Source organism: Pseudarthrobacter sp. KH_020_B (assembly GCF_057840185.1).
Window position 1 is genome coordinate 4,369,778 of record NZ_CM174506.1, and the last position, 24,758, is coordinate 4,394,535.

18 protein-coding genes and 3 pseudogenes are annotated in these 24,758 nt (G+C 66.3%); 12 read left to right on the forward strand and 9 right to left on the reverse strand.

The window, feature by feature from the left end; genetic code table 11:
- Positions 1-81: 81 nt before the first annotated feature.
- The 7 genes and pseudogenes from AC3IT0_RS20490 to purM all read left to right on the forward strand — a co-directional run bounded on the left by AC3IT0_RS20490 (position 82) and on the right by purM (position 7,156).
- Positions 82-1,193: pseudogene (locus AC3IT0_RS20490) on the forward strand (PP2C family protein-serine/threonine phosphatase).
- Positions 1,190-3,160: a glycosyltransferase gene (locus AC3IT0_RS20495; protein WP_489321484.1), complete on the forward strand. Its 1,971-nt coding sequence runs from the start codon at positions 1,190-1,192 to the stop codon at positions 3,158-3,160. The pseudogene AC3IT0_RS20490 and the gene AC3IT0_RS20495 overlap by 4 nt, the downstream one beginning before the upstream one ends.
- Positions 3,150-3,466, forward strand: a pseudogene (locus AC3IT0_RS20500) (STAS domain-containing protein). Before AC3IT0_RS20495 ends, AC3IT0_RS20500 begins: the two are co-directional and overlap by 11 nt.
- Positions 3,459-3,884: an ATP-binding protein gene (locus tag AC3IT0_RS20505; RefSeq protein ID WP_489321485.1), complete on the forward strand. Its 426-nt coding sequence runs from the start codon at positions 3,459-3,461 to the stop codon at positions 3,882-3,884. The pseudogene AC3IT0_RS20500 and the gene AC3IT0_RS20505 overlap by 8 nt, the downstream one beginning before the upstream one ends.
- 26 nt (positions 3,885-3,910) lie before the next feature.
- Positions 3,911-4,225, forward strand: a complete 315-nt coding sequence (locus AC3IT0_RS20510) for a hypothetical protein (RefSeq protein ID WP_058930964.1) — start codon at positions 3,911-3,913, stop codon at positions 4,223-4,225.
- An 85-nt stretch (positions 4,226-4,310) separates the two neighbouring features.
- Positions 4,311-5,999, forward strand: a complete 1,689-nt coding sequence (gene purF, locus AC3IT0_RS20515) for an amidophosphoribosyltransferase (RefSeq protein WP_489321486.1) — start codon at positions 4,311-4,313, stop codon at positions 5,997-5,999.
- Positions 5,996-7,156, forward strand: coding sequence for a phosphoribosylformylglycinamidine cyclo-ligase (gene purM, locus AC3IT0_RS20520; RefSeq protein ID WP_489321487.1), 1,161 nt, complete (start codon positions 5,996-5,998; stop codon positions 7,154-7,156). Before purF ends, purM begins: the two co-directional genes overlap by 4 nt.
- A gap of 97 nt (positions 7,157-7,253) precedes the next feature.
- Here the strand turns inward: purM and AC3IT0_RS20525 are convergent, their stop codons facing one another.
- Positions 7,254-8,033 carry a VOC family protein gene (locus AC3IT0_RS20525; protein ID WP_489321488.1) on the reverse strand — a complete coding sequence of 260 codons (780 nt, stop codon included), beginning with the start codon at positions 8,031-8,033 and terminating at the stop codon, positions 7,254-7,256.
- 233 nt (positions 8,034-8,266) lie between these two features.
- The gene (locus AC3IT0_RS20530; RefSeq protein ID WP_056341155.1) at positions 8,267-8,500 is read right to left on the reverse strand and encodes a DUF3073 domain-containing protein; all 234 of its coding nucleotides are present in this window, start codon (positions 8,498-8,500) and stop codon (positions 8,267-8,269) included.
- Between the two features lie 275 nt (positions 8,501-8,775).
- On the opposite strand from AC3IT0_RS20530, the gene AC3IT0_RS20535 reads away from it, so the two are divergent.
- Positions 8,776-9,417 carry a septum formation family protein gene (locus AC3IT0_RS20535; RefSeq protein WP_489321489.1) on the forward strand — a complete coding sequence of 214 codons (642 nt, stop codon included), beginning with the start codon at positions 8,776-8,778 and terminating at the stop codon, positions 9,415-9,417.
- Positions 9,418-10,427: 1,010 nt separating this feature from the next.
- On the opposite strand, the gene AC3IT0_RS20540 is transcribed toward AC3IT0_RS20535, so the two are convergent.
- Entirely contained in the window at positions 10,428-12,581 is a 2,154-nt protein-coding gene (locus AC3IT0_RS20540; RefSeq protein WP_489321490.1) for an acyltransferase family protein, read from the reverse strand.
- Positions 12,582-13,357: 776 nt separating this feature from the next.
- Between AC3IT0_RS20540 and AC3IT0_RS20545 the strand changes: the two genes are divergently transcribed.
- Complete coding sequence (locus AC3IT0_RS20545) at positions 13,358-13,570, forward strand: hypothetical protein (RefSeq protein ID WP_489321491.1); 213 nt, start codon at positions 13,358-13,360, stop codon at positions 13,568-13,570.
- Positions 13,571-13,648: 78 nt separating this feature from the next.
- Positions 13,649-15,038, forward strand: a pseudogene (locus AC3IT0_RS20550) (IS1380 family transposase).
- A gap of 339 nt (positions 15,039-15,377) precedes the next feature.
- Here the strand turns inward: AC3IT0_RS20550 and clpB are convergent.
- The 6 genes from clpB to AC3IT0_RS20580 form a co-directional block, all read right to left on the reverse strand.
- Positions 15,378-18,032, reverse strand: coding sequence for an ATP-dependent chaperone ClpB (gene clpB, locus AC3IT0_RS20555; RefSeq protein ID WP_489321492.1), 2,655 nt, complete (start codon positions 18,030-18,032; stop codon positions 15,378-15,380).
- A gap of 406 nt (positions 18,033-18,438) precedes the next feature.
- On the reverse strand, positions 18,439-19,101 hold the full coding sequence (locus AC3IT0_RS20560; protein ID WP_489321493.1) for a hypothetical protein: 663 nt from the start codon (positions 19,099-19,101) through the stop codon (positions 18,439-18,441).
- A gap of 67 nt (positions 19,102-19,168) precedes the next feature.
- Complete coding sequence (locus AC3IT0_RS20565) at positions 19,169-20,230, reverse strand: sulfate/molybdate ABC transporter ATP-binding protein (RefSeq protein ID WP_489321494.1); 1,062 nt, start codon at positions 20,228-20,230, stop codon at positions 19,169-19,171.
- Positions 20,227-21,090, reverse strand: coding sequence for an ABC transporter permease (locus AC3IT0_RS20570; RefSeq protein ID WP_489321495.1), 864 nt, complete (start codon positions 21,088-21,090; stop codon positions 20,227-20,229). Before AC3IT0_RS20570 ends, AC3IT0_RS20565 begins: the two co-directional genes overlap by 4 nt.
- Positions 21,091-21,109: 19 nt before the next feature.
- A complete protein-coding gene (gene modA / locus AC3IT0_RS20575; RefSeq protein WP_489321496.1) occupies positions 21,110-21,922 on the reverse strand; it encodes a molybdate ABC transporter substrate-binding protein in 813 nt (270 codons plus the stop codon).
- Entirely contained in the window at positions 21,919-22,329 is a 411-nt protein-coding gene (locus AC3IT0_RS20580) for a TOBE domain-containing protein (protein WP_489321497.1), read from the reverse strand. Before AC3IT0_RS20580 ends, modA begins: the two co-directional genes overlap by 4 nt.
- Positions 22,330-22,509: 180 nt before the next feature.
- Between AC3IT0_RS20580 and AC3IT0_RS20585 the strand changes: the two genes are divergently transcribed.
- Both AC3IT0_RS20585 and AC3IT0_RS20590 read left to right on the forward strand, forming a co-directional pair.
- Positions 22,510-23,844 (forward strand): FAD-binding oxidoreductase, encoded by a 1,335-nt coding sequence (locus tag AC3IT0_RS20585; RefSeq protein ID WP_489321498.1) that lies wholly within the window; start codon positions 22,510-22,512, stop codon positions 23,842-23,844.
- Positions 23,845-23,881: 37 nt separating this feature from the next.
- The gene (locus AC3IT0_RS20590; protein ID WP_489321499.1) at positions 23,882-24,751 is read left to right on the forward strand and encodes a DUF4031 domain-containing protein; all 870 of its coding nucleotides are present in this window, start codon (positions 23,882-23,884) and stop codon (positions 24,749-24,751) included.
- Positions 24,752-24,758 lie beyond the last annotated feature (7 nt).

Here is a 24,758-nt window from a genome sequence, read left to right on the forward strand (position 1 = left end):
CCTGCTACTGCACCGGCTTTCAACCTGCGCTGTCAGGTCCATGACATGCTTCACCGGCCTTAATACGGTAGAAGTAGAGGCATGCCTTCCATGCCCGAACCGCGTCGCGCCGTTGTGATTGAGGACGATCCGGACATCCGAGGCCTCCTGGTCCGGGTCCTGGCCAAGCAGGGCTTCGAGGTCACGCACGCCGAGGCCGGCCTGCCCGGCGTGGAGGAGGTCCGCCGCGCCAGGCCGGATCTGGTCACCCTGGACGTGAACCTCCCGGACGTGGACGGGCTGGAAGTCTGCAAACTCCTGCGTGAATTCTCGGACGCGTTCATTGTGATGCTGACCGCCCGCACCGACGAACTGGACAAGCTCACGGGCCTGGACAACGGCGCCGACGACTACATCAGCAAGCCCTTCAGCCCGCGCGAACTCCAATCCAGGATCAACGCCCTGTTCCGGCGCCGGCAGCCCTCCGCCGCGGACACAGCGGTGGCAAGCGAGCTGGAACGTGCCACCGAGGTCCAGCAGAGCCTGCTGCCCCAGGAGGACGTCCGGGTGGACGGGTACGACGTCGCCGGTGTCTTCCGCCCCTCCCGCAGCGTGGGCGGGGACTTCTACGACTGGTACCGCACGCCCGAGGGCCTGCACCTGACATTCGCCGATGCCATGGGCAAGGGCATGGGCGCCGCCCTCATCGCGGCCACCGTCCGGGCCGTGATGCGGTCCACGGGACAGCGCCAGGACCTCGACGCCGCCTTCGCGTCCGCCAGCACCACCATCGCGGCGGACCTGGATTCCTCCAACTCGTTTGTCACCCTCTTCCACGCCCGCCTGGACGCCGCTTCCGGCGTCGTCAGCTATGTCGACGCCGGCCACGGACTGGCGCTGCACCTCACCGCCGCAGGGTCGGCGCACCGTCTTCCGAGCGGCGGTCCGCCCGTGGGGGCCTGGACCGGTCCGCCTGGCCGCAGTCCGCCGTCGGCCTGGCCCCTGGAGACTCCCTGGTGGTGGCCAGCGACGGTGTGCTGGACGTCTTCGACTCGGTGGAACAATTCACCGAGGCAGTGCGCGCCGCCGCCCAGGGCCAGATTTCCGCGCAGTCCGCCAGTGACGCCATCATGGCCCTGGCCCCTGCCGAAACCGCCGAGGATGACGTCACCGTAGTGGTGGTCCGCCGTCTGCCTGAGCCTGCCACGGCATGACGCGCTTCTGGACCCGCCTGGTGGTGGTCCTGACGGTCCTCCTGGGCCTGAACTACGTGGGCTGGCGCTGGACGGCGTCGCTGAACTGGGATGCCTGGTGGATCGCCGTGCCCCTGGTGCTGGCTGAGACGTACAGCCTGATCGACGTGATGCTGTTCGGGATGACCGTGTGGCAGCTCAAGATCCGCAAGGGAGCACCCGCGCCGCCCCACGATGCCACCGTGGACGTCTTCATCACCACGTACAACGAAGACCTGGACATGGTCATGACCACTGCCCTGGCGGCCCAGCAGATCCGGCACCCGCACAGCACCTGGATTCTCGACGACGGCGCCCGCCCCGAGCTGAAGGCCCTCGCCGACGAGCACGGGCTGGGGTATGTGACGCGTAGCGGGGACTGGACCGCCAACGTGCCGCGCCACGCCAAGGCCGGCAACCTGAACAACGCCATGATGGTCACGGACGGCGAATTCCTGCTGATCCTGGATGCGGACCAGATCCCCGAGCCGGACATCCTGGAAAGGACCCTGGGCTATTTCAACAACCGCCGGGTGGCCCTGGTCCAGACGCCGCAGTACTTCTCCAACGTGCCCGCCCACGATCCCCTCGGCAGCCAGGCACCGCTGTTCTACGGGCCCATCCAGCAGGGCAAGGACGGCTGGAACGCAGCCTTCTTCTGCGGCTCCAACGCCATCCTGTGCCGCGAAGCCCTGATGCAGCTGGGCCTGGTGGGCTACGTCAAGGAAACCGAAAAGAGCATCCGCCGCGCCCTCGCCGCCTCCCGGTCCGCCATCCGCCAGGCGCGCAAGTCCGCGGACGTGAACACCCCGCTCGTGGCCGAAGTGCTGGACGCGGTGGAAGCCGCCACCCGCGAAGCCCAGGACCAGCTGGCGGACGGCCAGCCCCTGAGCGAGATCACCTACCGGGTCCGCCGCCGCGTGGACGCGGCAGTGCAGACCCTGGTCCAGGCTGACATGTCCGCCCTGCAGGCCGACCTCGAAGAGATCGCGGCCATGGAACTCGCCCGCGTGGGTGACGCCGGCGTCCCGGTGGTGGCCGATGACGCCGTCGAGCGTATGTCTGCCCGCGACTGGTCCCCGCTGGGCGCGCTGGAATCTGTGCAGGCGGTCCTGGATGCCCTGAACGTGGAGCGGAACGATGAAGCCCAGCCGGTCATGCCGCTGGCCACCATCTCCGTCACCGAGGACATGGCCACCGCCATGCGCATGCACGCCATGGGCTGGGAAAGCGTCTACCACCACGAGATCCTGGCCTATGGCCTGGCGCCCGAGGACCTCAAGACCATGCTCACCCAGCGCCTCCGCTGGGCGCAGGGGACCATCCAGGTGCTTCTCCGCGAAAACCCGCTAGTCCAGAAGGGCCTGAAGATCGGCCAGCGGCTGATGTACTTCGCCACCATGTGGACGTATCTGAGTGGTTACGCGGCGATCATCTACTTCGCCGCCCCCATCATCTACCTGCTGCTGGGCGTCCTGCCGGTGTCCAGCCTCAGTTGGGACTTCTTCCTGCGGTTCATCCCGTTTATGGCCGCCAACCAGCTGCTGTTCGCGGTGGCCGGCCGCGGGATCCCCACCTGGCGCGGGCAGCAGTACAGCCTGGCGCTGTTCCCCACCTGGATCAAGGCGTGTTCGACGGCGGCCCGGAACGTCTGGTTCGGCCGCCCCCTCGGGTTCGCCATCACCCCCAAAGCCCGCCAGACCGGCGGCCCCAGCTGGAGCCTCATCCGGCCCCAGATCGTGGTGAGCGTCCTGCTGGCGGTGGCCGCCGTCGTCGGGATTATCCGGCTGGCCACGGGACTGGCCGAACCGCTTGGCACGCTGGTGAACGTGGGCTGGGTTATTTTTGACCTGGTGGTCATGAGCATCCTGGTCCGGGCTGTTTTGTACAAGGGCTACGAACCCGCCGTGGACGTTGATGCCGGAGAGAGGAAAGCCGATGGAGTTTAGTTACGAGGTCAAGGATTCGTACGCGGAGGTTAAGGCGGACGGGCGGCTGAACATGGTGTCCGCGCCCAAACTGCGCGAATTCGTCACCGAAGTGATCGCCGGCGGTTCCTCGCGGATCGTGGTGAACCTGGAGAACACGGCGTTTATGGATTCCTCCGGACTTGGCGCGCTGATCGGCTGCCTCAAGGCCGCCCGCCAGGCCGGCGGGGACCTTCGCATCGCAGCGGTCCAGCCGCAGGTGAAAATGGCATGGACCGGGTGCTGACTGCCTACGCCTCCGCCGACGAGGCGTTCCGCAATGACTGAGGTCCTGGCCCGGCGGAGCTTCCGGGGACTGGCCGCCGCTGACGCCGTCGAATCCGTCCATGACGAGCTGGACAAGCTCTGGGAGGACGCCCCGTTCGTCCAGGCCATGGACCAGATGACCTTCACCACGGCGGTGATCGAGTCCGCGTCCAACATCGTCCAGCACGCCCGGCCGGCCAAGGCACAGAAGCCCGTGGAGCTGGGAGTGGACATCAGCGTCCAGCCCACGCTCCTGCAGGCCCGGGTCAGCGCGTACTTCGCCAAGCCTCCGTTCGGCCCCCTGGAACCGGGAACCCCGGACGACGATTCCGAGTCCGGCCGCGGCCTGGCGCTCATCGAGGCGCTGGTCACCACCGTGACCTTCGAACGGCAGGACGGCACCAACACCTGGATCCTGTCCCGGACGTCACAGCACTGACCCCAATGATGAGTAGGCTAGAGGGCATGGCTTTTGAAGAAACCCCCGCTGAGCGCCGCGAGGTCACCGTCCGCCGGGCACCGAAATATGTGCCGTTCCTCATCCTCGGTGCCCTCGTGGGCGCAGCGGTGGCTGCCGCCGTCGCGTACGGCCTACCCGGTGACGAATCCTTCGAGCGCGGCTCGGTGTTCGGCTTCTTCCTGGTGATGTTCGGCGCCGGCGGCGCTGTGCTGGGCGCCGTGGTGGCCCTGCTGCTGGACCGGCGGAGCGTCAAGCGCCAGAAACGCGCCATCGTGGAAGCGGTCCCGGATTCAGAGCCCGACGACGGCGCCCAGCCGTAGGCACAACCGCAGGCGGCCGGCCTGCGGACCGGTCACAATGCCGGCGGCGGAAAAGTCTTACCCCATCTCGTGAGATAATCGACCAGTGGCACGCGGCGATGGAAAACTTTCTCATGATCTTCTCCCTGGCGAAAAGGGACCTCAGGACGCTTGTGGCGTTTTCGGGGTCTGGGCACCAGGTGAAGAAGTAGCAAAACTCACCTATTACGGGCTGTATGCATTGCAGCACCGCGGTCAGGAGTCGGCTGGTATAGCTACCAGTGACGGCAAGCGGATCAACGTCTACAAGGACATGGGCCTCGTTTCCCAGGTCTTCGACGAGACCACGCTGAACACCCTGACCGGGCACCTGGCGGTGGGACACTGCCGCTACTCCACCACCGGAGCCAGCCACTGGGCCAACGCCCAGCCCACCCTCGGCGCCACCAGCACGGGCACGGTTGCACTGGCTCACAACGGCAACCTGACCAATACGGCCGAGCTCAACGCCATGATCATGGAACGCAACGGCGGCCAGCTCAGCGGCGAAATGAAGCAGGGCAACACCTCGGACACCGCCCTGGTCACGGCGCTGCTCGAAGGCGAGGAGGGCAAGACCCTCGAACAGACCGCCATGGAACTGCTGCCCAAGATTAAGGGCGGCTTCTGCTTCGTGTTTATGGACGAAGGCACCCTTTACGCCGCACGCGACACCTACGGCATCCGTCCGCTGGTCCTGGGCCGGCTGGACCGCGGCTGGGTGGTGGCCTCCGAGCAGTCCGCCCTGGCCACCGTGGGCGCCAGCTTCATCCGTGAAATCGAGCCGGGCGAATTCATCGCCATCGATGAGGACGGCGTGCGTTCCAAGCGCTTCGCGGAGGCGACGCCGGCTGGTTGCGTTTTCGAATACGTGTACCTCGCCCGTCCGGACGCCGCCATCGCGGGACGTTCCGTGTACGAGTCCCGTGTTGAGATGGGCCGCCAGCTGGCCCGCGAAAACACCCAGGAGGCGGACATCGTCATCCCGGTTCCGGAGTCCGGCACCCCGGCCGCCGTGGGCTACGCCGAAGAATCCGGCATTCCCTTCGCGCATGGCTTCGTCAAGAACTCCTATGTGGGCCGCACGTTCATCCAGCCCTCGCAGACCCTGCGCCAGCTGGGTATCCGGCTCAAGCTGAACGCCCTCGAGTCCGTGATCCGCGGCAAGCGCGTGGTGGTGGTGGATGACTCGATCGTCCGCGGCAACACGCAGCGCGCCATCGTCCGGATGCTCCGCGAGGCCGGTGCCGCATCCGTCCACATCAAGATCTCCTCCCCGCCGGTCAAATGGCCGTGCTTCTACGGCATCGACTTCGCGTCCCGCGCGGAACTGATCGCCAACGGCGCCACCATTGAGGAAATCTCCCATGCCATCGGCGCCGATTCCCTCGCGTACATCTCTGAAGACGGCATGATCGAAGCCACCAGGCAGCCGCGCGGGCGGCTCTGCACCGCCTGCTTCACCGGCAAGTACCCCATCGAGCTCCCGGGCGCGGACAAACTGGGCAAGAACCTCCTGGAGCGCACCGACCTCGGCGGCCTCACGCCGTCGCCCTCTGCTCTCCCCGGCGCAACGGCGGCACTGGCCATGTCCTCCGGCGACGACAGCGAAGACCCGGCCGAGAAGGCGGGCGCCACCGGCTGCGATCCGGGACCGGACGCCGAGTTCGAGAACCTGCTCACCGAAGAAGACCACGTGCCCGCGATCCACCACGTAGCCACCACCCCCGGCGCTGAAAAGAAAGAGTCCGTATGACTTCCGCAATCCCCGCCGCCGGCAGCGCTTCAGAGAAGGGCGCGGGCATCACCTACGCCTCCGCCGGTGTTGACGTTGAAGCCGGCGACCGCGCCGTCGAGCTGATGAAGGGTGCCGTCAAGGCCACCCACAACTCTTCCGTGATCGGCGGTGTGGGCGGCTTCGCCGGCCTGTACGACGTCTCGCGGCTCCTGACCTACAAGCGCCCGCTGCTGGCCACGTCCACCGACGGCGTGGGCACCAAGGTTGCCATCGCCCAGGCCATGGACATCCACGACACCATCGGCTTTGACCTGGTGGGCATGGTGGTTGACGACATCGTGGTGGTGGGCGCCGAACCGCTCTTTATGACCGACTACATCGCCTGCGGCAAGGTTGTTCCGGAGCGCATCGCGGACATCGTCCGTGGCATCGCCGCGGCCTGCTCCGTGGCCGGCACCGCCCTGGTGGGCGGCGAAACAGCCGAGCACCCCGGCCTGCTGGGCGAGCACGAATACGACGTCGCCGGTGCCGCCACCGGTGTTGTTGAGGCCTCCGACCTGCTGGGCCCGGACCGCGTCCGCGCCGGCGACGTTGTGATCGGCATGGCCTCCTCCGGCCTGCACTCCAACGGCTACTCCCTGGTCCGCCGCGTCATCAACCACGCCGGCTGGTCCCTGGACCGCCACATCTCCGAACTCGGCCGCACCCTGGGCGAGGAACTGCTGGAGCCCACCCGCGTCTACGCCGCCGACTGCCTGGACCTGGCCCGCGCCTTCCCCGTGAACAGCGCCAATGCCGTGCATGGCTTCAGCCACGTCACCGGCGGCGGCCTGGCAGCGAACCTGGCCCGCGTGCTGCCGCAGGGCCTCGTGGCCACCGTGGACCGCGCCACCTGGGAACTCCCGGCCATCTTCAAGCTGGTCTCCGAGCTGGGCAACGTCCCGCTGGCCGACCTGGAGCGCACGCTGAACCTCGGCGTGGGCATGGTGGCCATCGTGTCCGCCGAGGCTGCCGACGCCGCCGTGGCCCGCCTCAACGACCGCGGCGTGCCGTCCTGGATCATGGGCACCGTCACCGCGGACTCGGATTCAATCCTGAAGACCGGTCCGGACTACGTCCAGGGCGCCAAGGGTGTGGATGGCGGCGCCGTCCGTTTGGTCAACGCCTACGCCTAAGCCTCGCACACGCAGGCACCATCGACTGCTCCGTAAACGCCCTTTTGACCCTTCAAAAAGGCGCTTACGGAGCAGTCGATGGGTTTAAGTAGGCGGTTTAGACCTCCAGCAGGCTGAACACACCGCCCTGCGGGTCCTTGAGGGTGGCGGTTGCGCCTGGGGTATCGTCGTCATCCGGCTCCGGCGCGATCAGCACTTCCGCCCCCGCCGCCACGGCGTTCCGCACGGCATCGGCCACATCGGAGACGCCGAAGTAGATCTGCCACCTCGCAGGCGCCTCGGCCGCGACGATCCCGGCCACCTCCGCGCCGTTCACCATCAGCGTGGTGTAGGTCCCGCCGTCGTCCTGGGGATACTCGGTCACCTCGTGGCCGAACAGCTGCTGGAAAAACGCGACGGCGGCCCGCGGCTCGGGCGTCAGCAGTTCCGTCCAGGACAGCGCACCGGCCTCGTTGTACCGGCCGGAGCCGGTGTGCGTGCCGGGCTGCCACACGCCGGTGGTCCCGCCGCCGGGAGGATCCACAAAAACCATCACGCCGGTGTCCGCCACTTCCTCAGGGCCGAACTGGACTCCGCCGCCGGCGTGGGGAACTTCCTCGGCCAGCGCCTCGGCGTCCTCCGCGGCGAAGTAGATGTTCCATTGGGCGTCCGTGCCGAGTGATTCCTGGTGCGGGTTCTGCGGCGCCACCACGGCCACCAGGTCCTCCCCCACGAACGCCTGGGCATAGCTGCGGCCATCGGGCGTGGGCAGGTCCTTGAAGGTCCACCCGAACACCGCGGCGTAGAAGGCCTTGGCTGCTTCCACGTCCCGGGTCTGGACATCAGCCCAGCACGGTTCTCCGTGGCGGTAGCTGGGGGACGACGATTTTCCTGGCATGGGAGGTCCTTTCGCGGGCGGCACAGCGCATCAACGCCTCCAGTCAACACCAAAAAGCCCGCCGCCGGCACCGGGTACCGGCGCAGGCAACGGGCCTGATAACTGAGGCCAGCACCGCGGGTCCACTCGGATCCGGGGTGCTGAAAAGAAGTGCTGTACTTACGAACAACTGCGGCGTCCGAACGTACTGCAGCGTCGCGGGCCGGGCGCCTTACGGGACCGGCGTGCGACGACTAGCCGATGCGACGGGTGTGTACCTCGTCGTCGTCTTCTTCCAAATCGTCCGCGTACTTATCCACATAAGCCGAATAGTCCGGTTCAACCGGGTCATTCGCGAAATGGCTCGTGGCACGACCTTCAGGACCTTTGAGCTCGCGCTGAAGGGCCGAATAGTCAGTGTTCGGGGAATAGTACTTAATATCCCGAGCCTGCTTGGTAGCTTTTGCCTTTTGACGGCCGCGCCCCATGGCGTGACCCCCTTTTGTACTCGGACCGGAGGTGGTCACCTTGGCTATCGGTGAGGCCCCGGAATGTTTGGTCAATTTGTCGTAACACCTAGATTACATGCTTTCCGCGCCCAGTGCTGCCCGGCCCGTGCGCGCGGACGACATGTCGGGTACCCTTTCCGCCGCGACGCGCACGGTTCCCGGCTTTTTTGTTGGATAGAGTCTCTTCATCAGCTGCCGATCCGGGTGCCCGGAGCGTGCAGCATCCCGCGGCGAAACCCAGGAGGGGTATCCGGATGGACAACCAGGAACTGCGCCCCATCCCGCCCAAACCTGCCGCTCCGCCCACCGCAGGGTTGCCGCAGGTGGCTGTCCCGGCACGGGCCACGGAGCACCCGGCGCGGAAGCGCGGGCGGGTCGCATCAGCGCTCCTGAAAACTCTCTTCGTGCTGGTTCTGCTCGGCGTGGTGGGAGGCCTGGTGTGGCTCGCCGTGTGGCTGGAGTCCGTGGCGCCGGAGACGTCCGACGACGGCGGCTCCGGGATCGTGGAAACCTCACCCACTCCGCTGGCCACCCCGTTCCCGCTTCCCCGAGAGGGTGTGGAGCCGCCGGACTACCGGCTGGGCGACTGCTTCAAGGATTTTGACGCCGAGGCCTTGCGGTCCACGGTGGTGGCCTGCGACACCGGCCACTCGGCCCAGCTCGTCGCCGTCTTCCGCTACCCCGCCGTCGGCTCCTATCCGGGCCGCGAGGCCCTGGCAGCCAAGGCCCTGGAGGCGTGCCAGGCGGCCAGGCTGGCGCCGGCCGCCGACGAATATACCCTGAACTTCCAGCGGGCCTACCCCAGCAGCACCAGTTGGGAATCGGGAGACCGGCGCGTGGACTGCTACGTCACGGCCGACGGCGGGAACGTCATCAACGCGAATGTGCTGCCCTAACAGACCGCATTACAAGCGAGCGGAGACAGAGCCTTCGGCTTCAATGCATTCGGCGGTTCGCTGGGTTGAGCTTTGGGCTGGGGGTTTAGACTCGGGGCATGTCAGCTCTTTGGGGGACGCAGACTCAGCACACACGGGTCCTTTTCGTTTAGGCCGCACTTGTGGTGTCGCTGACGGGCTGTGAGTACGGTGGCCCGTCTGAGGGTGCAGCTGGCTCCTCGCCCCAAGGCGCAACGGCGCAGCCCCGGTCAACCGGGGTTACTTTGGCGCCGAACAGCGACCCGCGGGCATCATCGCTCGAAGACATGAGTGACTGGTCATCTCAGCAGCTGAAACCGGCGTTGCCCGGCCAAGTGGCGGGCAGCGCCAGTTCGAATTCAACCACCGGCTACGGGATGACGGCCAAGCCCGGCAATTACGAACTGCATTTCCTGTGCGAAGGACCCGCCGACGTCGAGTTGTCAGTGGCGAGCTGGGCAGGCGCCGCGGCACCGCTCCGAGCTGGTCGCGCAGTAGCGTCCACATGCCCGTCCGCAGGTCCGCCGTCGTCCGCGTCGTCGCAAACGCGGCGCGCGTCGCGAGCAGGCGCAGCCTCCCTCAGGTGTGGCGCCGCCAACTCGATGATCCGCAGTTGCCTGTCGATGAACGTGGTCGGTCCACTCCTGTGGAGTGACAGCTGGTGGAAGTTCGCGCCGTCCATCCCGAGGAAGACGAACACCTGGTCTTCCCGCGCCACGAAGTGCCGGAACGCATCCCCTGTACACCGGGCGCTTAGACCACTGCCGCAGCGACAGAAAGTCAGACATGCGGGGGGCCTCGAGTGTGGGAGGCAGAGGCACGGCCGCCCGTACGGGGTGTCGATCAGCCACGCAAGCGGACCGTTGGTTTACAGAGACGTGCGTCTGCCAGTGCGGCGCATGTATCGGTCACAGGCCGCCCCTTTCGTTATGGGGCTTGCTTGACTCCCAAACGCCAACCCACCGGGCGCGCACAACGGTGCTGACGCCGCGTCAGGGAAGCAAGGCGGCCGCCTCAGCAAGAGACCGACGCAACCACAGGGCGTAGTTGGTGGAGATGTGCTGAGCATCCTCATGGGTTGCATATCCCGCGACAACCGCGGGACAGACATCCTCCGCGCACAACCACGGAACAACGTCCACGTATTCCGCGCCACCGGCCTCGGCGACGCGCTTCTCCATCTCATTGTGTTCGGTGTCCACCGCGTAACTCCGCTGAGTGTGGCAGCGACGGACGTCGTCGGAGTTCGATGTGACGCAGTCCTGGGGATCCTTTTCCGAGTACGCGATGTCCCCAATCACGACCACGCGATCACTTATCGCGCTCAACGACTTTATGGTCGAGGCGAGACCCTTCTCCCAGGCGGCTTCCGTGTTTTCTTTGTCAGGGCGCCCATCCTTCTCAAGCCAAGTACCCTGACGCTGACCCGAGATGAGGACGACGCTGGGGTGAAGTGCCTCGATCTTCGCCAGCGAGTCAGCACGGAATGCCTTGCACTCGGGATAATCACCCTTGCGCTTCGCGTTGTAGACCGAAAAGTCGGCTGGCGGACACGAGAACATCGAAAAGACTTCGAAGCGCCGCCCAAGTTCAGTGGCTGTCACGCCGAGCGGACTTTCCCACATCTGAGCGTGCGAGTCGCCATAAACCACGACTGTCTCGCCGCCGCTGGCGTCACCATAACTGCACGTGACTTTACCTGTTGGGGCATCTAGGCCCCTTATGCACGCATGCTGATTGAAAAGGAACCTCCCAACAGGCGGCTCCGGCGGCCACCCTGCAACGTTTACGCTGTCAGCCACGGCCTTTGCCACTTCGTCAGCCGTCGGTAGGTCACTGCCAGGGGCAACTGCAAAATCGTCTAATTTGTCTGTGGGGGAAGGCGTGGGCAGGATCGACACCAGAATGCTCGTGAGGCCAAGTGATAGCGCCACCAGTGCGGCGCCGAAAGCCACGCTGACTGACGGCCGGCGGGCCTTGAGCCAACTGGAGTTCCGTACGGGCAATTCCACATACTTGAAGGTAACGACAGACAAGGCCAGCGCCACACCGACAAAGGCAAGCTTGGTGGTCATCGCCAGTTCGGTCCCGAGCGATGCCGCGGCGAGGATCAGCACGGGCCAGTGCCACAGGTACAGTGAATAAGAGAGCTTGCCAAGCCATTGCAGAGGTCGACACTGCAGGAGCACTTCGGCTCCTCGCTTCGGTGTGATTGTCCCGCCGATTATCACAAGAGCCGTTCCGCCAACCGGAAGAATAGCAGCGGACCCTGGGAACCTGGTGTACTCGTCCAGCGTGAGCGCTGCTGCCGCAATCGCGATGAGTCCGGACACACTCGTAACGGCAGCAAGAAAAACCGGCAGCCGCATGATTGTCGGTGTGAGCACGGCAAGAATTGCGCCAGCCCCAAGTTCCCAGGTCCTCGTCAAGGGAGAGAAGTAGGCCGCACTCGCGTTCTCCGTCGTCGCGTACACCGACCACGTAAGGGAGACTGCAATCGTGACAGCGAGGAGAACCGTCAGTCGCGTGCGTAGCGGAACTCTCCGTCCGATCGCAGCGACCGCCATCATTAAGGCTGGCCAGAACAGGTAGAACTGCTCTTCTATGGCCAGTGACCAATAGTGCTGTAACGGGGATGGAGAAAGGTCGCTGGCCCAGTAGTCCGTCCCTTGCGAGGTTTCGCGAAAATTGCTGGCGAAAAGCGCGGCCCATTGCCCGTCTTCGGCGGTTCGAGCAGCACTCGTACCGCCGATCAAAGCGAAGGATGAGACTACTGTGACGGCGAGGACAAGAGTCGCGGCAGGCAGGATTCGCCGAGCCCGTCGTGCATAGAACCCCAAAAGGGAGATCCGCCTACCCCGTTCAGCTTCTTTGAGCAGGAGGCCGGTGATGAGGAAGCCGGAGACCACGAAGAAGACGTCGACACCGACGTAGCCTCCTTGCAGCGCCGGCACGCCTGCGTGGTCCAGCACGACCAGTAGAACTGCGATCGCGCGAAGACCCTCTATGTCCGGACGGAACGTGCGTGGAACGGATGAAGAGCGATCGGCTCCCTTCGTGGCACGCTTACTCATCAGTCGATGGCGTGGGCGTTTACGCGCGTCAACGTGGTTTCCACTGAGCAATCCACTGGCCAGTTGCATCATGTCGCCCCTTTGGCCCGACGTCTCTTACCGGCTCGTGCGGCCGACCGTACCGCTCTTTGCGGGCCGCCGCCTCCGGTCATCAGCATATGGCCCTTACTTTGGAATGCGCTCGAGTAATTGCTACGCGTTTTTAGAACCGAGGTACCTGCCCACAGGTTTGTGATGTTTAGTTGGCGCTGAGTGTGACATGCCACCTAGCAATCAGTCGGCTGGCCCCTATGAGGGGAAATTCAGCCTTTGGGATCCGCCCACGACAACGTCGACTCGCCCACCGCGGGGAGACGGTACAGATCCGGTCGAGCCAAAAATTAGCTATCAATGGTGTCATCGCCGTCCGTGATGTGCCCTTCGTCGTTCAGAAACACCTGCATCCTGGTGCTGAGATGCCCTGGGTCGCTGACACTCTACGATCGGCATATCGGTATACGCGATGCCGCAGTAGCAGCAGCTAGGAATGCGCGACTAGCGACCCCCTCAGTGGACCGTCCGCAGCAGGGCACAGATGGTCGAAATCAGGGAACCGCACGTAGGCCGAGCGAAGGCTGAAGTGGTTGGTCCAATAGTTTTTGGGCTACTTTCGCACTCCTACAAGCCAGACCCGAGAAAACGATCTCCCTTCAATCAGGTAACTTGGCTAATCGAGAAAAACGATCGCTTGAAAGCTAAGCACCCACGGGAGAGTCTTGACCTAGTTTGCGTTGCCAACATGGGCAGTTACTCCGATCCGCTTCGTTCGGAACATTGAGCTCGCCAACAGGTTTTATTCCACCCTTGGGTTGAACGAGAACGCTGCAGCAACAAGCGGAACCTGGGCGGACCTGCACGGCAACGGCGGGCAACTTGGGCTCCACATTGCCCAAGCGGGAACCACACACTCAGATGCCGGAGCGGTAGCGCTGCACTTCTCCACCGACGAAAGGCTGGAGCTCACCACAGAGCGACTAAGCCTTGATCCACCGATGATGGTCGGGGCGCACACGGCGGTTTAAACCGAGAATGCCCGTCTTTTCAAGGAAAATGGAGCTTGTCTAGAGCACATTGACCACCGAAAAGAGGGCATCTCGTAGATGCAAGTTTCCCATAAGCGTGCCGCCGTGTCAGTTTCCTTCTACGAGCCCAACCTCGTGTCGGCTGCCGGGCTACTGCCGGTGATGACCTTGGCACGGGATGCCGGATTACAGGAACTGGCCGACGACTGGCTGTCCGTGCCGTCGGACAAGGGTGCGAACGCGGGACTGAAGCTGGCGTCCCTGGTGGCCGGGATGGTCGCCGGCGCGGACTCGATCGATGACATGGCCCTGCTGCGCCACGGGGGAATGCAGCGGCTCTTCACCGCCTGCTACGCGCCCTCCACCCTGGGTTCGTTCCTGCGGGCCTTCACATTCGGTCACGTGCGCCAATTGGACGCTGTTGCCTCCCGTTTCCTGGCCAACCTGGGGACCCTGACCCGGCTGCTCGGGAGCCCCGGGGTGGCGGACTTCGTGTTCGTCGACGTTGACGACACGATCATCGAGGTCCACGGCTACGCCAAGCAGGGCTCCGGCTACGGATACTCGGGAGTCCGCGGGCTGAACGCGCTGCTGGCTACCGCCTCGACGAAGGACACGGCCCCGGTGATCGCCGCCCAGCGGCTGCGCAAGGGAGCGGCGAACTCGGCCCGGGGCGCGAAACGCCTGATCACCGACGCCCTGTCCACGCCGTGTCCAGACCTGCGGGCGTGTGCTCTGCCGGTTCGATTCGGCCTTCTACGGCCATGCGGCGGTTTCCGCGGCCCTGGCCGGCGGGGCGGAGGTCTCGGTGACCGTGCGCATGGACCCGGCCATCAAACGCGCCATCGCCGGGATCCCTGACACGGCGTGGGAAACGATCGAATATACCGACGCGGTCTTCGACGAGGCCACCAGCACCTGGGTCTCGAAGGCCGAGGTCGCCGAGACCGTGTTCACCGCGTTCTCCTCCCGCAAAAAGGCCGAGCAGATCACCGGCCGTCTGGTCGTGCGCCGCATCCCGGAACTGAACCCGAAAACCGCCGACGGGCAGGAAACCCTGTTCGACACGCACCGGCACCACGCGTTCTTCACCACCGTCGACGCCACGGTTCTGGACACCGTCGCGGCCGACAAAACCCACCGGAAACACGCCATTATTGAGCAGGTGAACGCCGATCTGAAAGACAGTGCGCTGGCCCATATGCCCTCCGGTGTTTTCGCCGCGAACTCGGCCTGGCTGGTCGCCGCGGTCATGACCTACAACCTCACCCGCGCCGCCGGGCTCCTCGCGGCCGGGCCCTTCGGCAAAGCCAGGACCGGCACGATCCGCCGCAAACTCATCCACGTCCCGGCCCGCATCGCCACCAGCGACCGACGGATCCGTCTTCACCTGCCCGAAGCCTGGCCCTGGAAAACACCATGGCAGGCCCTGTCCGACCACCTCTACCCGCCGCCGCGACCTGCCTGACCCCCCCGTCAACCCAGCCGCACGGCGCGACCAGAACAACCAGTGGAACACCGAAGGGGCAGCGAGGCCCGGCACCCCAGCACGCCCTCTGCTCGCACAACGAGCTGAAACCGGATTCAGATCATCGGCCCAGGCAGATCGGTGGATCAAGGCTAAGAGCTGCCGGATATGCCCCCTCGGACATCATGGACGAAACCTTCGGCCGCTTCATCACTGTAAATGACCCCGACGGATACCTCATCCAAGTCAACGAAATGGATGCGGACCGCCAAAACCTCAGCTATGAAATACGGGAATCTGCTGCCCTGAAATAGGTTTCGCCCGAGCCTTGCAGGACCGCTATTCCTTCCGCCGCACCACCAGGCCCGTGCCAGCGGGAGCGCCGCCGTCGGGCCCTGCGAGGGCCTCCAACCCTTCGATGGTGAGTTCGTCGACGTCGGCCGCGGTGTCCACGAGCACGGTGTCGCCGTCCGCAATGTCGCCGGACAGGATGGCCTTGGCCAGGCGGTCACCGATCTCGCGCTGCACCAGCCGGCGGAGAGGCCGGGCACCGTACGCGGAATCGAAGCCGGACATGGCAAGCCAGGCGCGGGCGCCGTCGGTCACGTCCAAACTGAGGCGGCGCTCGTGCAGCCGCCTGCTGAGCTCGGCCACCTGCAGTTCCACAATCTGCGCCAGCTCGTCCACGGTCAGGGCTTCAAATAGCACAATCTCGTCCAGCCGGTTCAGGAACTCGGGCTTGAAGGAGGAGTTGACCATGGTCATGACCGCGGTTCGCTTGGCCTGCGCATCAAGGCCCTGGTCCACCAGGAACTGGCTGCCCAGGTTGGACGTGAGGACCAGGATGGCGTTGCGGAAGTCCACGGTGCGGCCCTGGCCATCGGTGAGGCGGCCGTCGTCGAGCACCTGCAGGAGTAGGTCGAAGACCTCCGGGTGGGCCTTCTCCACCTCATCCAGCAGAATCACAGAGTACGGCCGACGGCGGACGGCCTCGGTCAGCTGGCCGCCTTCCTCGTAGCCGACGTACCCCGGAGGGGCGCCCACCAGCCTGGCAACAGTGTGCTTCTCGCCGTATTCGGACATGTCCAGGCGCACCATGGCGCGTTCGTCGTCGAACAGGAAATCCGCGAGCGCCTTGGCCAGTTCCGTCTTGCCCACGCCTGTGGGCCCGAGGAACAGGAACGAACCCGTGGGCCGGTTGGGGTCGCTGACGCCGGCCCGGGCACGGCGGACGGCGTCGGACACCGCGGCCACCGCCTTGGACTGGCCGATCAGGCGTTTGCCGAGCTCCTGCTCCATATGGAGCAGTTTCTGGCTTTCGCCCTGCAGCATTCGCCCGGCGGGAATGCCGGTCCACGCGGAAATGACTTCGGCAATGTCGTTCGCCGTGACCTCGTCAGCCACCATCTGGGCCGGCTTTTCCGTCACCGCCTCGGCTGCGGCCGCCGCATTCAGCTCCCGCTCCACTGCGGGAATCTCGCCGTACAGGATCCGTGACGCCGTCTCCAGGTCGCCTTCGCGCTGCGCCTTGTCCGCCGTGGAACGCAGCTCATCGAGCTTGGCCTTCAGGTCACCCACCCGGTTGAGTCCGGCCCGCTCGGCAGCCCAGCGCGCATTCAGCGCGTCCAGCTCCTCACTCTTATCCGCCTTATCCGCGCGGAGGGCCGCCAGGCGTTCCACGGACGCCGCGTCCTTCTCGTTCGCGAGGGCCAGTTCCTCCATGGTCAGCCGGTCCACGGCGCGCCGCAGCTGGTCGATCTCCTCCGGCGCGGAGTCGATCTCCATCCGCAGCCGCGACGCGGCTTCATCCACCAGGTCGATCGCCTTGTCCGGCAGCTGGCGGCCGGAAATGTAGCGGTTGGACAGGGTTGCGGCGGCCACCAGCGCGGAGTCGGCGATGGTGACTTTATGGTGCGCCTCGTACCGTTCCTTGAGGCCTCGCAGGATCCCGATGGTGTCCTCCACGCTGGGCTCACCCACGTACACCTGCTGGAAACGACGCTCCAAGGCGGGGTCCTTCTCGATATTCTCGCGGTACTCATCCAGCGTGGTGGCACCGATCAGCCGCAGCTCGCCGCGGGCCAGCATGGGCTTGAGCATGTTGCCCGCATCCATCGAGGACTCCCCCGTGGCACCGGCGCCCACTACCGTGTGGATCTCGTCGATGAACGTGACGATCTGCCCGTCCGAATTCTTGATCTCCTCCAGGACGGCCTTGAGGCGCTCCTCGAACTCGCCGCGGTACTTCGCCCCGGCCACCATGGACGCGAGGTCCAGACCAATCAGCGTCTTACCCCGCAGGCTTTCCGGAACATCGCCGGCCACAATCCGCTGGGCGAGGCCTTCGACGACGGCGGTCTTGCCCACGCCCGGCTCACCGATGATCACGGGGTTGTTCTTGGTGCGGCGGCTCAGTACCTGGATGATGCGCCGGATCTCGGTATCGCGGCCGATCACCGGGTCCAGCTTGCCCGCACGCGCCATCGAGGTGAGGTCCGTGCCGAACCGCTCCAGCGACTGGAACGTGTTTTCCGGGTCCGGCGTGGTGACCTTGCGGTCGCCGCGGACACCCGGCAGGGCGGCGAGCAGCGCTTCATGGGAGGCACCGGCGTCGCGCATTAACCGCCCGACGGCGTCACTCCCGGCAGAGAGCCCCAGCAGCAGCACTTCGGTGGAGACATACGTGTCGCCCAGCCGGTCCGCTTCATTCTTGGCATTCTGGATGGCCTGCAGCGCGGGCCGGGACAGCTGCGCCTGCTGCGTGGATCCGCCCGACGTCGCCGGCAGCGCCTTGATGGCACCGCTCGCGTGCACGCTGACAGCATCCGGGTCGGCACCCGTGGCGCGGAGAAGCGCGACGGCGACGCCCTCCCTCTGATCCATCAGTGCCTTGAGCAGGTGGGCGGGTTCCACCTGGGGATTCCCTGCCGTAGAGGCGTTCATGGCTGCTGCCGAAAGAGCCTCCTGGCTCTTGGTGGTGAATTTGACGTCCAAAGAGAGCTCCTTCCGGGGATGCGCATTTTCGCTAAGTTGAGTCTATAACGCTCAACTTTGAGGATATGCCCTCTACGCCTCATGTTTGCCGACGGCGAACCGCGTGTCCAGAGCCGTCCGGCTACCACGGGAAATCCGGTCCCGGCACCCCTGCCGCAGCAGCCCGCAGAGCCCGGGCAGGGCTTAAGCATCCCGGGCGGGCGGCTCCCCCAATGAGCCACCCGCGCGGTGGTCTGTTTACGCCGACCAGATCAGGCCATCAGCGGTCCGCCGTCAGCCGGGTCAGTTCCAGTGCATGGACCGGCCACCGGCGCGGGCGATCCACAGGCGACATTACCGCCAGATGTGAAGCCTGTCACGTTAAATGACAAATCAGTCAACTACCTGTCAGTAGGGCCAAACGAACTCAGGGATATCCGGCCGCAGGCTTGGTTTCGATGTAGTTGATCACCAGGAACTCCCCCGCCGGGACGAGCTCCACATACCAGCGCGTCGGCTTGTCCAGGTCCTCCCAGCTGCCCTGCCCGGCAATCACGGGGCGGTAGACGGCGTCGAACTTCAGGAACGTGCCGCTGTCCGTGGCGCTCGAATCGATCTCCTGCAGCAGCTCAAACGTGCCGCGCCCGCCCGTACCCGCCTCGGCAACGCGGACCGCCGCGAGGTTCTGCTGGTTCATCACCTTCACCGCCGCAAAGTACTCCTGCCACGCGACGTCGCTGTGGGTGGTGAACAGGGTGCTCGAATAGGCCTCCGCGTTTTTTGCCGCAAGGTCCGCGACGCAGTTTTCCGGGACGGCCTTGCGGCTCCAGGCCGTGATCAGCTCGGAGCCGGCGTTGAGCCAGCCGCTGTAGGCGTTCAGGACGCTGCCGATGCTTTCGCGCGGCGAGCCCTTGGGGATCCGGACCGGCGACACCTCATCACGGCCCACAAACGGGCACTCCGGCGGAAGCACGGACACGGGCGTGGCCGGGGCGATGTCCGGCAGTGGCGTCGGCGACGGGAACAGGCTGCACCCGGACAGACCCGCCAGCAGCGCAAGGACGGCAGCCGCCGTCGTAATTTTCTTCATGGTTTCCCCCAATACCGCCGCCGCGTCCGGACGACGCTGACCAGCCTACCCGCGGATTCCCGCCGGTTCAGCTGGGGTAGATGGCGACGGCGCCGGCCTTGATCACGAAGTACACGGGCATTCCGGGCGCCAACCCGAGATCGACAGACGCCGCCGGGGTGATGTCCGCGCTCAGCTGCCCGCCCTCCCCGGCGCGGACGCGGATCCCGTCCCCGTGCGGCTCCAGGTCCGTGATGGTCACGGCGAAGGAGTTCCGCGGGCTGCCGTGCGCCTCGGTGAGGAATACGGAAACGGCCGACGGCGGGAAGACAGCCACGCCCGGCTGTCCGGTGGGGAGCGGGCTGGCTGCGTCGTGGTGGCCATAGAGGTTGAGGGCGCCGGCCTGCAACCCGTGTTCGGTGAGGTGGCCGGCCACAAAGTTGAGCCCGGCGAGCCCGGCCGCGAACCGGCTGCGCGGGCGCTGGAGGACGTCGCGGGTGGTGCCTTCCTCGCTGATCCGCCCGTTTTCGAGGATGACCACCCGGTCGGCCAGCATCAGGGCATCGAGGACGTCGTGCGTGATGATGATGGCGCGCCGGCCCGTCAGAACGCGCTTGAGCAGGCGCCGGAGCAGCGGCGCGGCATGGATATCCAGCGCGGCCATCGGTTCATCCAGGAGCAGGAGCCCGGGGTCGGCGGCGAGCGCCCGGGCCACGGCAACGCGCTGCGCCTGGCCGCCGGAGAGCTCGGCCGGGCGGCGGGACTGCAGCTCCGTCGCCTCCACTTCCGCGAGCCACCGCAGGGCGGACTCCCGCGCGGCCTGCTTCGAAGCCCCTGCACTCCGGGGCCCAAAGGCCACGTTCTCCAGCACGCTCAGGTGCGGGAACAGCAGCGGTTCCTGGGCCAGAAGCGCCGTGCCGCGCCGGTGCGGAGCCGTCCACTGGCCGCGCCCTGCGGTGAGGTCAAACAGGGTCCTGCCGTCCAGTTCGGCCGTGCCCGAGTCAGGGTGCAGCAGGCCAGCAATGACGTTCAGCAGGGTGGATTTGCCCGCGCCGTTGGCTCCCATCACGGCCACCGTTTCGGCCGGCCCCACCGCGAGGGAGACATCGAAACCTCGGCCAGCCACTGCCGCCTGAACCGAAAACGTCACCGGGCCGCACCGCCCGGGGCGGGCGCCGGCGTCGTGCGTTCCCCGCTTGGTCCGGGGGCCCGTTCAGCGGCGCGGGGACTGCGGTACGCGAGTGCCACCACGGCAACCGCCACCGCCACGAGGACCAGGGAAAGCGCGACGGCGGCGTCAGCGTCCGTTTCCCGCTGCAGGTAGATTTCCAGCGGCAGGGTCCGGGTCACCCCCTGCAGGCTTCCCGCGAATGTGAGGGTGGCGCCGAATTCGCCCAGGCTGCGGGCGAAGGACAGCACCGCGCCGGAGGCGAGTCCCGGCAGGACGAGCGGAAGAGTGACGCGGCGGAGCACTGTGGTGGGCCGGGCGCCGAGCGTCGCGGCCACGGCTTCGTAGCGGTTTCCGGCGGTCCGCAGGGCGCCCTCAAGGCTGACCACCAGGAAGGGAAGGGCCACAAACGTCTGGGCCAGGATGACCGCCGTCGTCGAAAAGGCGATCTGCAGGCCTGCCACTTCCAGCGTCCGGCCCAGCAGCCCCTGCCGCCCGAAGGTGTACAGGAGGGCGATGCCGCCCACCACCGGCGGAAGCACCAGCGGCAGGAGGACCAGGGAGCGGAGGACGCGCTGGCCCGGGAAGCTGCCGCGGGCCAGGACCAGGGCGAGCGGCACACCCAGGACGATGCACAGGACAGTGCTGGCCGCGGACGTGCGCAGGCTCAGTCCAAGGGCCTGCAGCGACGCGTCGGACGTCACCAGCGGGATGAACTGGCCCCAGTTGACCTTGGCCACCATGGCCGCGAGCGGCAGCACCACGAACAGGCCACCGGCAGTCGCAAGTACATAGATCCAGCGCGGGACGCCGCCGTACCCGCCGTTCCTGGCCTGTTTCATGGTCTCCTTGTGGGCGGGCCTACGGGGCGCCGAAGCCCGCCTCGCCGAGGGTTTTTTGGCCCTCTGCAACGGTCACCATGGCGATGAAGGCCGCCGCCAGTTCCTTGTTCCGGCTCGAGCCTACTGTGGCGATGGGATAGGTGTTGACTGCCGTGCCGGATTCGTCGAACGGGATTCCCTTGACCTTATCCCCGGCGCCCTTGACGTCGGTGACGTAGACCAGCCCGGCGTCGGCCTCGCCCGAGGTGACCTTGCCCAGGACGTCCGTCACGGATGATTCCTCGCTGACCGGTGCGAGCGTCACTCCCGCAGCCTTTTCCACCGTGTCCGCCGCAGCCCCGCACGGAACCTGGCTGGCACAGACAGCCACCTTGACGCCGGGTTTGGCCAGGTCGGCGAAGGACGCGATCGACGCCGGGTTGGACGGCGGGACGGCGATCTCCAGGACGTTGGTGGCGAAGTTCTTCGCGGTGCCGTCCAGGAGCCTGGCGTCGGCCATCTTGGTCATGTTCTTCGTGTCGGCGGAGGCAAAGACATCCGCCGGTGCGCCCTGGGTGATCTGGGTGACCAGGTCCGAGGAGCCGGCGAAGCTCAGCATGATCTTGGTGCCCGGGTTGTTCGCCTCGAAGTCACTGGCCAACTTGGTGAACGTGACCTTGAGCGACGCGGCGGCGAAGACCGTGATGGTCCCCGACACCTGACCGGTAGCGTCCGGGGAATGCGAGGCGGACTGCGAGGCCGTGGGTGTGGTGGCAGCCGGTGCGCACGCGGCCAGGCCCAGAGCGAGCGCGGCGGTGACGATGGCGGCTGCGCCGCATTTGCGGGTGCTCAAATGATGCTCTTTCCGTGCGGGGTTTCGATGATGACGGTGGTTGCCTTAACCACCGCGGTGGCCACGGAGCCGAGTTCGAGGCCTAGCTCGCGGACGGCTTCGCTGCTCATCAGCGACACCACCCGGAACGGCCCGCACTGGAGTTCCACCTGGGCCATGACTTTGTCCGCGGTGATGCCCGTGACCAGGCCAATGAACCTGTTGCGCGCCGAACTCCCGGCACGGTGCGGGTCCTCGGGAAGCTGCGCGAGCTTCTGGGCGTGCCGGGCCAGCTCCAGGCCGTCCACTGCCAGCCGGCCGGCGTCGTCCTTTACCGGGGTGAGGCTGCCGTTCTCTGTCCAGCGCCGGACGGTGTCGTCACTGACGCCCAGGAACCGGGCGGCTTCGGATACGCGAATAGTGGGCATTTCCTGATCATAGTCCGCATTTGCGAGTTCATTCACTATTTTTCGCCGCGAATCCGAAAATGACGGCGTGCTGGTTTCGCCTCCGCTCGAGGCCTTGGACCGGTCTCCTATGGAACCCCCGGCGCCGAAGTCCTACGCTATGGGGAGGGGAGGGGCCGCAGTCGCTGAGGAGCGTTTGTGATGAAGTGGATCAGGCCTGACAGCCCCGATTATGACCCGGCCCGGAAGGTTTTCAACGCCATGATTGACCGGCGTCCGGCCGTGATTGCCCAGTGTTCAAACGATGCGGACGTGGCCGAAGCCCTGCGCTACGGACGGCAAAATTCCCTCGCCATTGCTGTCCGGGCCGGCGGCCACTCGGTGGCCGGAATGTCCATGAACAACGACGGCCTGGTGATCGATGTCCGGCCCATGAAGTCGATTGACGTGAATCCGGAATCCGGCATTGTCACTGCGGGGGCGGGCCTGACCTGGGGCGAGTTCGATCGCGCCACCCAGGAGCATGCACTGGCCGTCACCGGCGGGCGCGCCTCCACCACCGGCGTCGCCGGCTTCACCCTGGGCGGCGGATCCGGGTGGCTGGAGCGGTCCTATGGGTTCGCGTGCGACAGCCTCGTCTCCGTGGACCTGGTGACGGCCGACGGCGAGCGCGTCACCGCGAGCGCCCGGGAAAACCCGGAACTCTTCTGGGCGCTCCATGGCGGCGGCGGGAATTTCGGCGTGGCGACGTCCTTCACGTTCCAGGCGCACCGGCTCGGCCCCGTGGTGCATGCCGGGATATGGATGTGGCCCGGTGAGGAGGCCATGGACGTCTCCCGTGCGTTCCGGGATCTGGCGCTGGCAGCCCCGGACGGCGTCGGGCTGGGGCTGCTGTACCTGACCGCGCCGCCAGAGCCGTTCGTACCGGCGCACCTGGTGGGAAAGTTGGCCGTCGCCATTGGCTACGTCTACGCGGGCGACCCCGAGGAGGGCTCCGAACATGCCCGGCCGTTCCGCGAACTCGGGCCCGCTATCGACCTCGTGGGAGACACTCCGTATGCAGAGTTCAACGGCTCGCTGGACGATCCGCCGGACCACTACAACTACTGGAGCGCGGACTACCACGACGAACTTCCCGATGCGGCCCTGGACCTGTTTGTCGAGTCTGCCCGGAACCTGCCCGATGCCACGTCCCAGCAGCTCATTGCCCGGTGGGGCGGCGCCGTCGGCGGGAACGCGGGGGCCGCCACACCGTTGATCAACCGGAACGCGGCCTGGGTGAGCCATCCGTTCGGCATATCCCCCACACCCGAGGAAGGCGAGCTGGCCAAGGCCTGGGTGAAGGACTTCCGCGGCAAGATCGCGCCGTATGCCACAGGTGGGGTGTGGCTCAATTTCATCGGCAACGAGGGTCAGGAGCGCATCCGGGCCGCGTTCGGCAACGGGAATTACGCCCGGCTGGCCAGGGTCAAACGGGACTTCGATCCGCGGAACGTTTTCCAGGGAAACCAGAACATCCTGCCGGCCGGCTCCTGACCGGCACTGCGGAGAGCCGCCGCACTAGACTTCCCCCATGGCGATTTACCTGGATCCGCCCGTGTGGCCAGCCCACGGCACGCACTTTTCGCACCTCATTTCGGACACGTCGCTGGCGGAGCTGCACGCGTTCGCCGCCGCGGCCGGCATCCCGGACCGGGCGTTCGACGGCGACCACTACGACGTTGCCGAGCGCCGGTTCGATGACCTGGCGGCCGCCGGCGCCATCCCGGTGGAAGCCCGGGTCCTGGTCCGCAAGCTCATCGGCAGCGGGCTGCGCATCCCGGCCCGGCAGCGCAACAAGTCCCTCAAAGTGCCGCTGCTGAACCGCTGGGAGGCCATCATGCCCGGCCACGACGCCCTCTTCCTTGACCTGCTGGACCGCTGGAGCGAGGATCACCGCCATTATCACGGCTGCACGCACCTGCTGGCAGTTTTGGAGGCTTTGGACCTGCTCACCGACCCCGCCGCGCCGCCGCGGACCGTGCTGCTCGCAGCCTGGTTCCACGATGCCGTGTACCGAGGGATCGCCGGCCAGGACGAGGAGGAATCGGCCCGTCTCGCCGAGGAGCGCCTCGCGGATGCGGGGCTTCCGGCCGCCGATGTCGAGGAAGTGGCGAGGCTCGTCAGGCTGACGTCGGACCACCGCCCGGAACCAGGGGACGACGACGGCGCCCTCCTCTGCGACGCGGACCTCTCCGTCCTCGGCGGCGAACCTGAGCCCTACGCCCGGTATGTGGCCGCCGTCCGGGAAGACTACGCGCACATCGGCGACGCCGACTTCGCGGCCGGCCGCGCCGCCGTCGTCCGTCATTTGCTGGAACTGGACCCCTTGTTCCACAGCGACCGCGCACGGGAACTGTGGCACGACGCCGCCCGCCGGAACCTGCAGGGCGAGCTGGCCTGACTCTTCG

Coding starts and splice junctions, on each gene's coding strand:
- AC3IT0_RS20570 (WP_489321495.1), bottom strand. CDS start 21,090: ATGAAACAGGCCAGGAACGGCGGGTACGGCGGCGTCCCGCGCTGGATC.
- AC3IT0_RS20525 (WP_489321488.1), bottom strand. CDS start 8,033: ATGCCAGGAAAATCGTCGTCCCCCAGCTACCGCCACGGAGAACCGTGC.
- AC3IT0_RS20535 (WP_489321489.1), top strand. CDS start 8,776: ATGGACAACCAGGAACTGCGCCCCATCCCGCCCAAACCTGCCGCTCCG.
- AC3IT0_RS20590 (WP_489321499.1), top strand. CDS start 23,882: ATGGCGATTTACCTGGATCCGCCCGTGTGGCCAGCCCACGGCACGCAC.
- AC3IT0_RS20585 (WP_489321498.1), top strand. CDS start 22,510: ATGAAGTGGATCAGGCCTGACAGCCCCGATTATGACCCGGCCCGGAAG.
- AC3IT0_RS20580 (WP_489321497.1), bottom strand. CDS start 22,329: ATGCCCACTATTCGCGTATCCGAAGCCGCCCGGTTCCTGGGCGTCAGT.
- AC3IT0_RS20560 (WP_489321493.1), bottom strand. CDS start 19,101: ATGAAGAAAATTACGACGGCGGCTGCCGTCCTTGCGCTGCTGGCGGGT.
- AC3IT0_RS20505 (WP_489321485.1), top strand. CDS start 3,459: ATGACTGAGGTCCTGGCCCGGCGGAGCTTCCGGGGACTGGCCGCCGCT.
- AC3IT0_RS20510 (WP_058930964.1), top strand. CDS start 3,911: ATGGCTTTTGAAGAAACCCCCGCTGAGCGCCGCGAGGTCACCGTCCGC.
- AC3IT0_RS20495 (WP_489321484.1), top strand. CDS start 1,190: ATGACGCGCTTCTGGACCCGCCTGGTGGTGGTCCTGACGGTCCTCCTG.
- AC3IT0_RS20540 (WP_489321490.1), bottom strand. CDS start 12,581: ATGATGCAACTGGCCAGTGGATTGCTCAGTGGAAACCACGTTGACGCG.
- AC3IT0_RS20530 (WP_056341155.1), bottom strand. CDS start 8,500: ATGGGGCGCGGCCGTCAAAAGGCAAAAGCTACCAAGCAGGCTCGGGAT.
- purM (WP_489321487.1), top strand. CDS start 5,996: ATGACTTCCGCAATCCCCGCCGCCGGCAGCGCTTCAGAGAAGGGCGCG.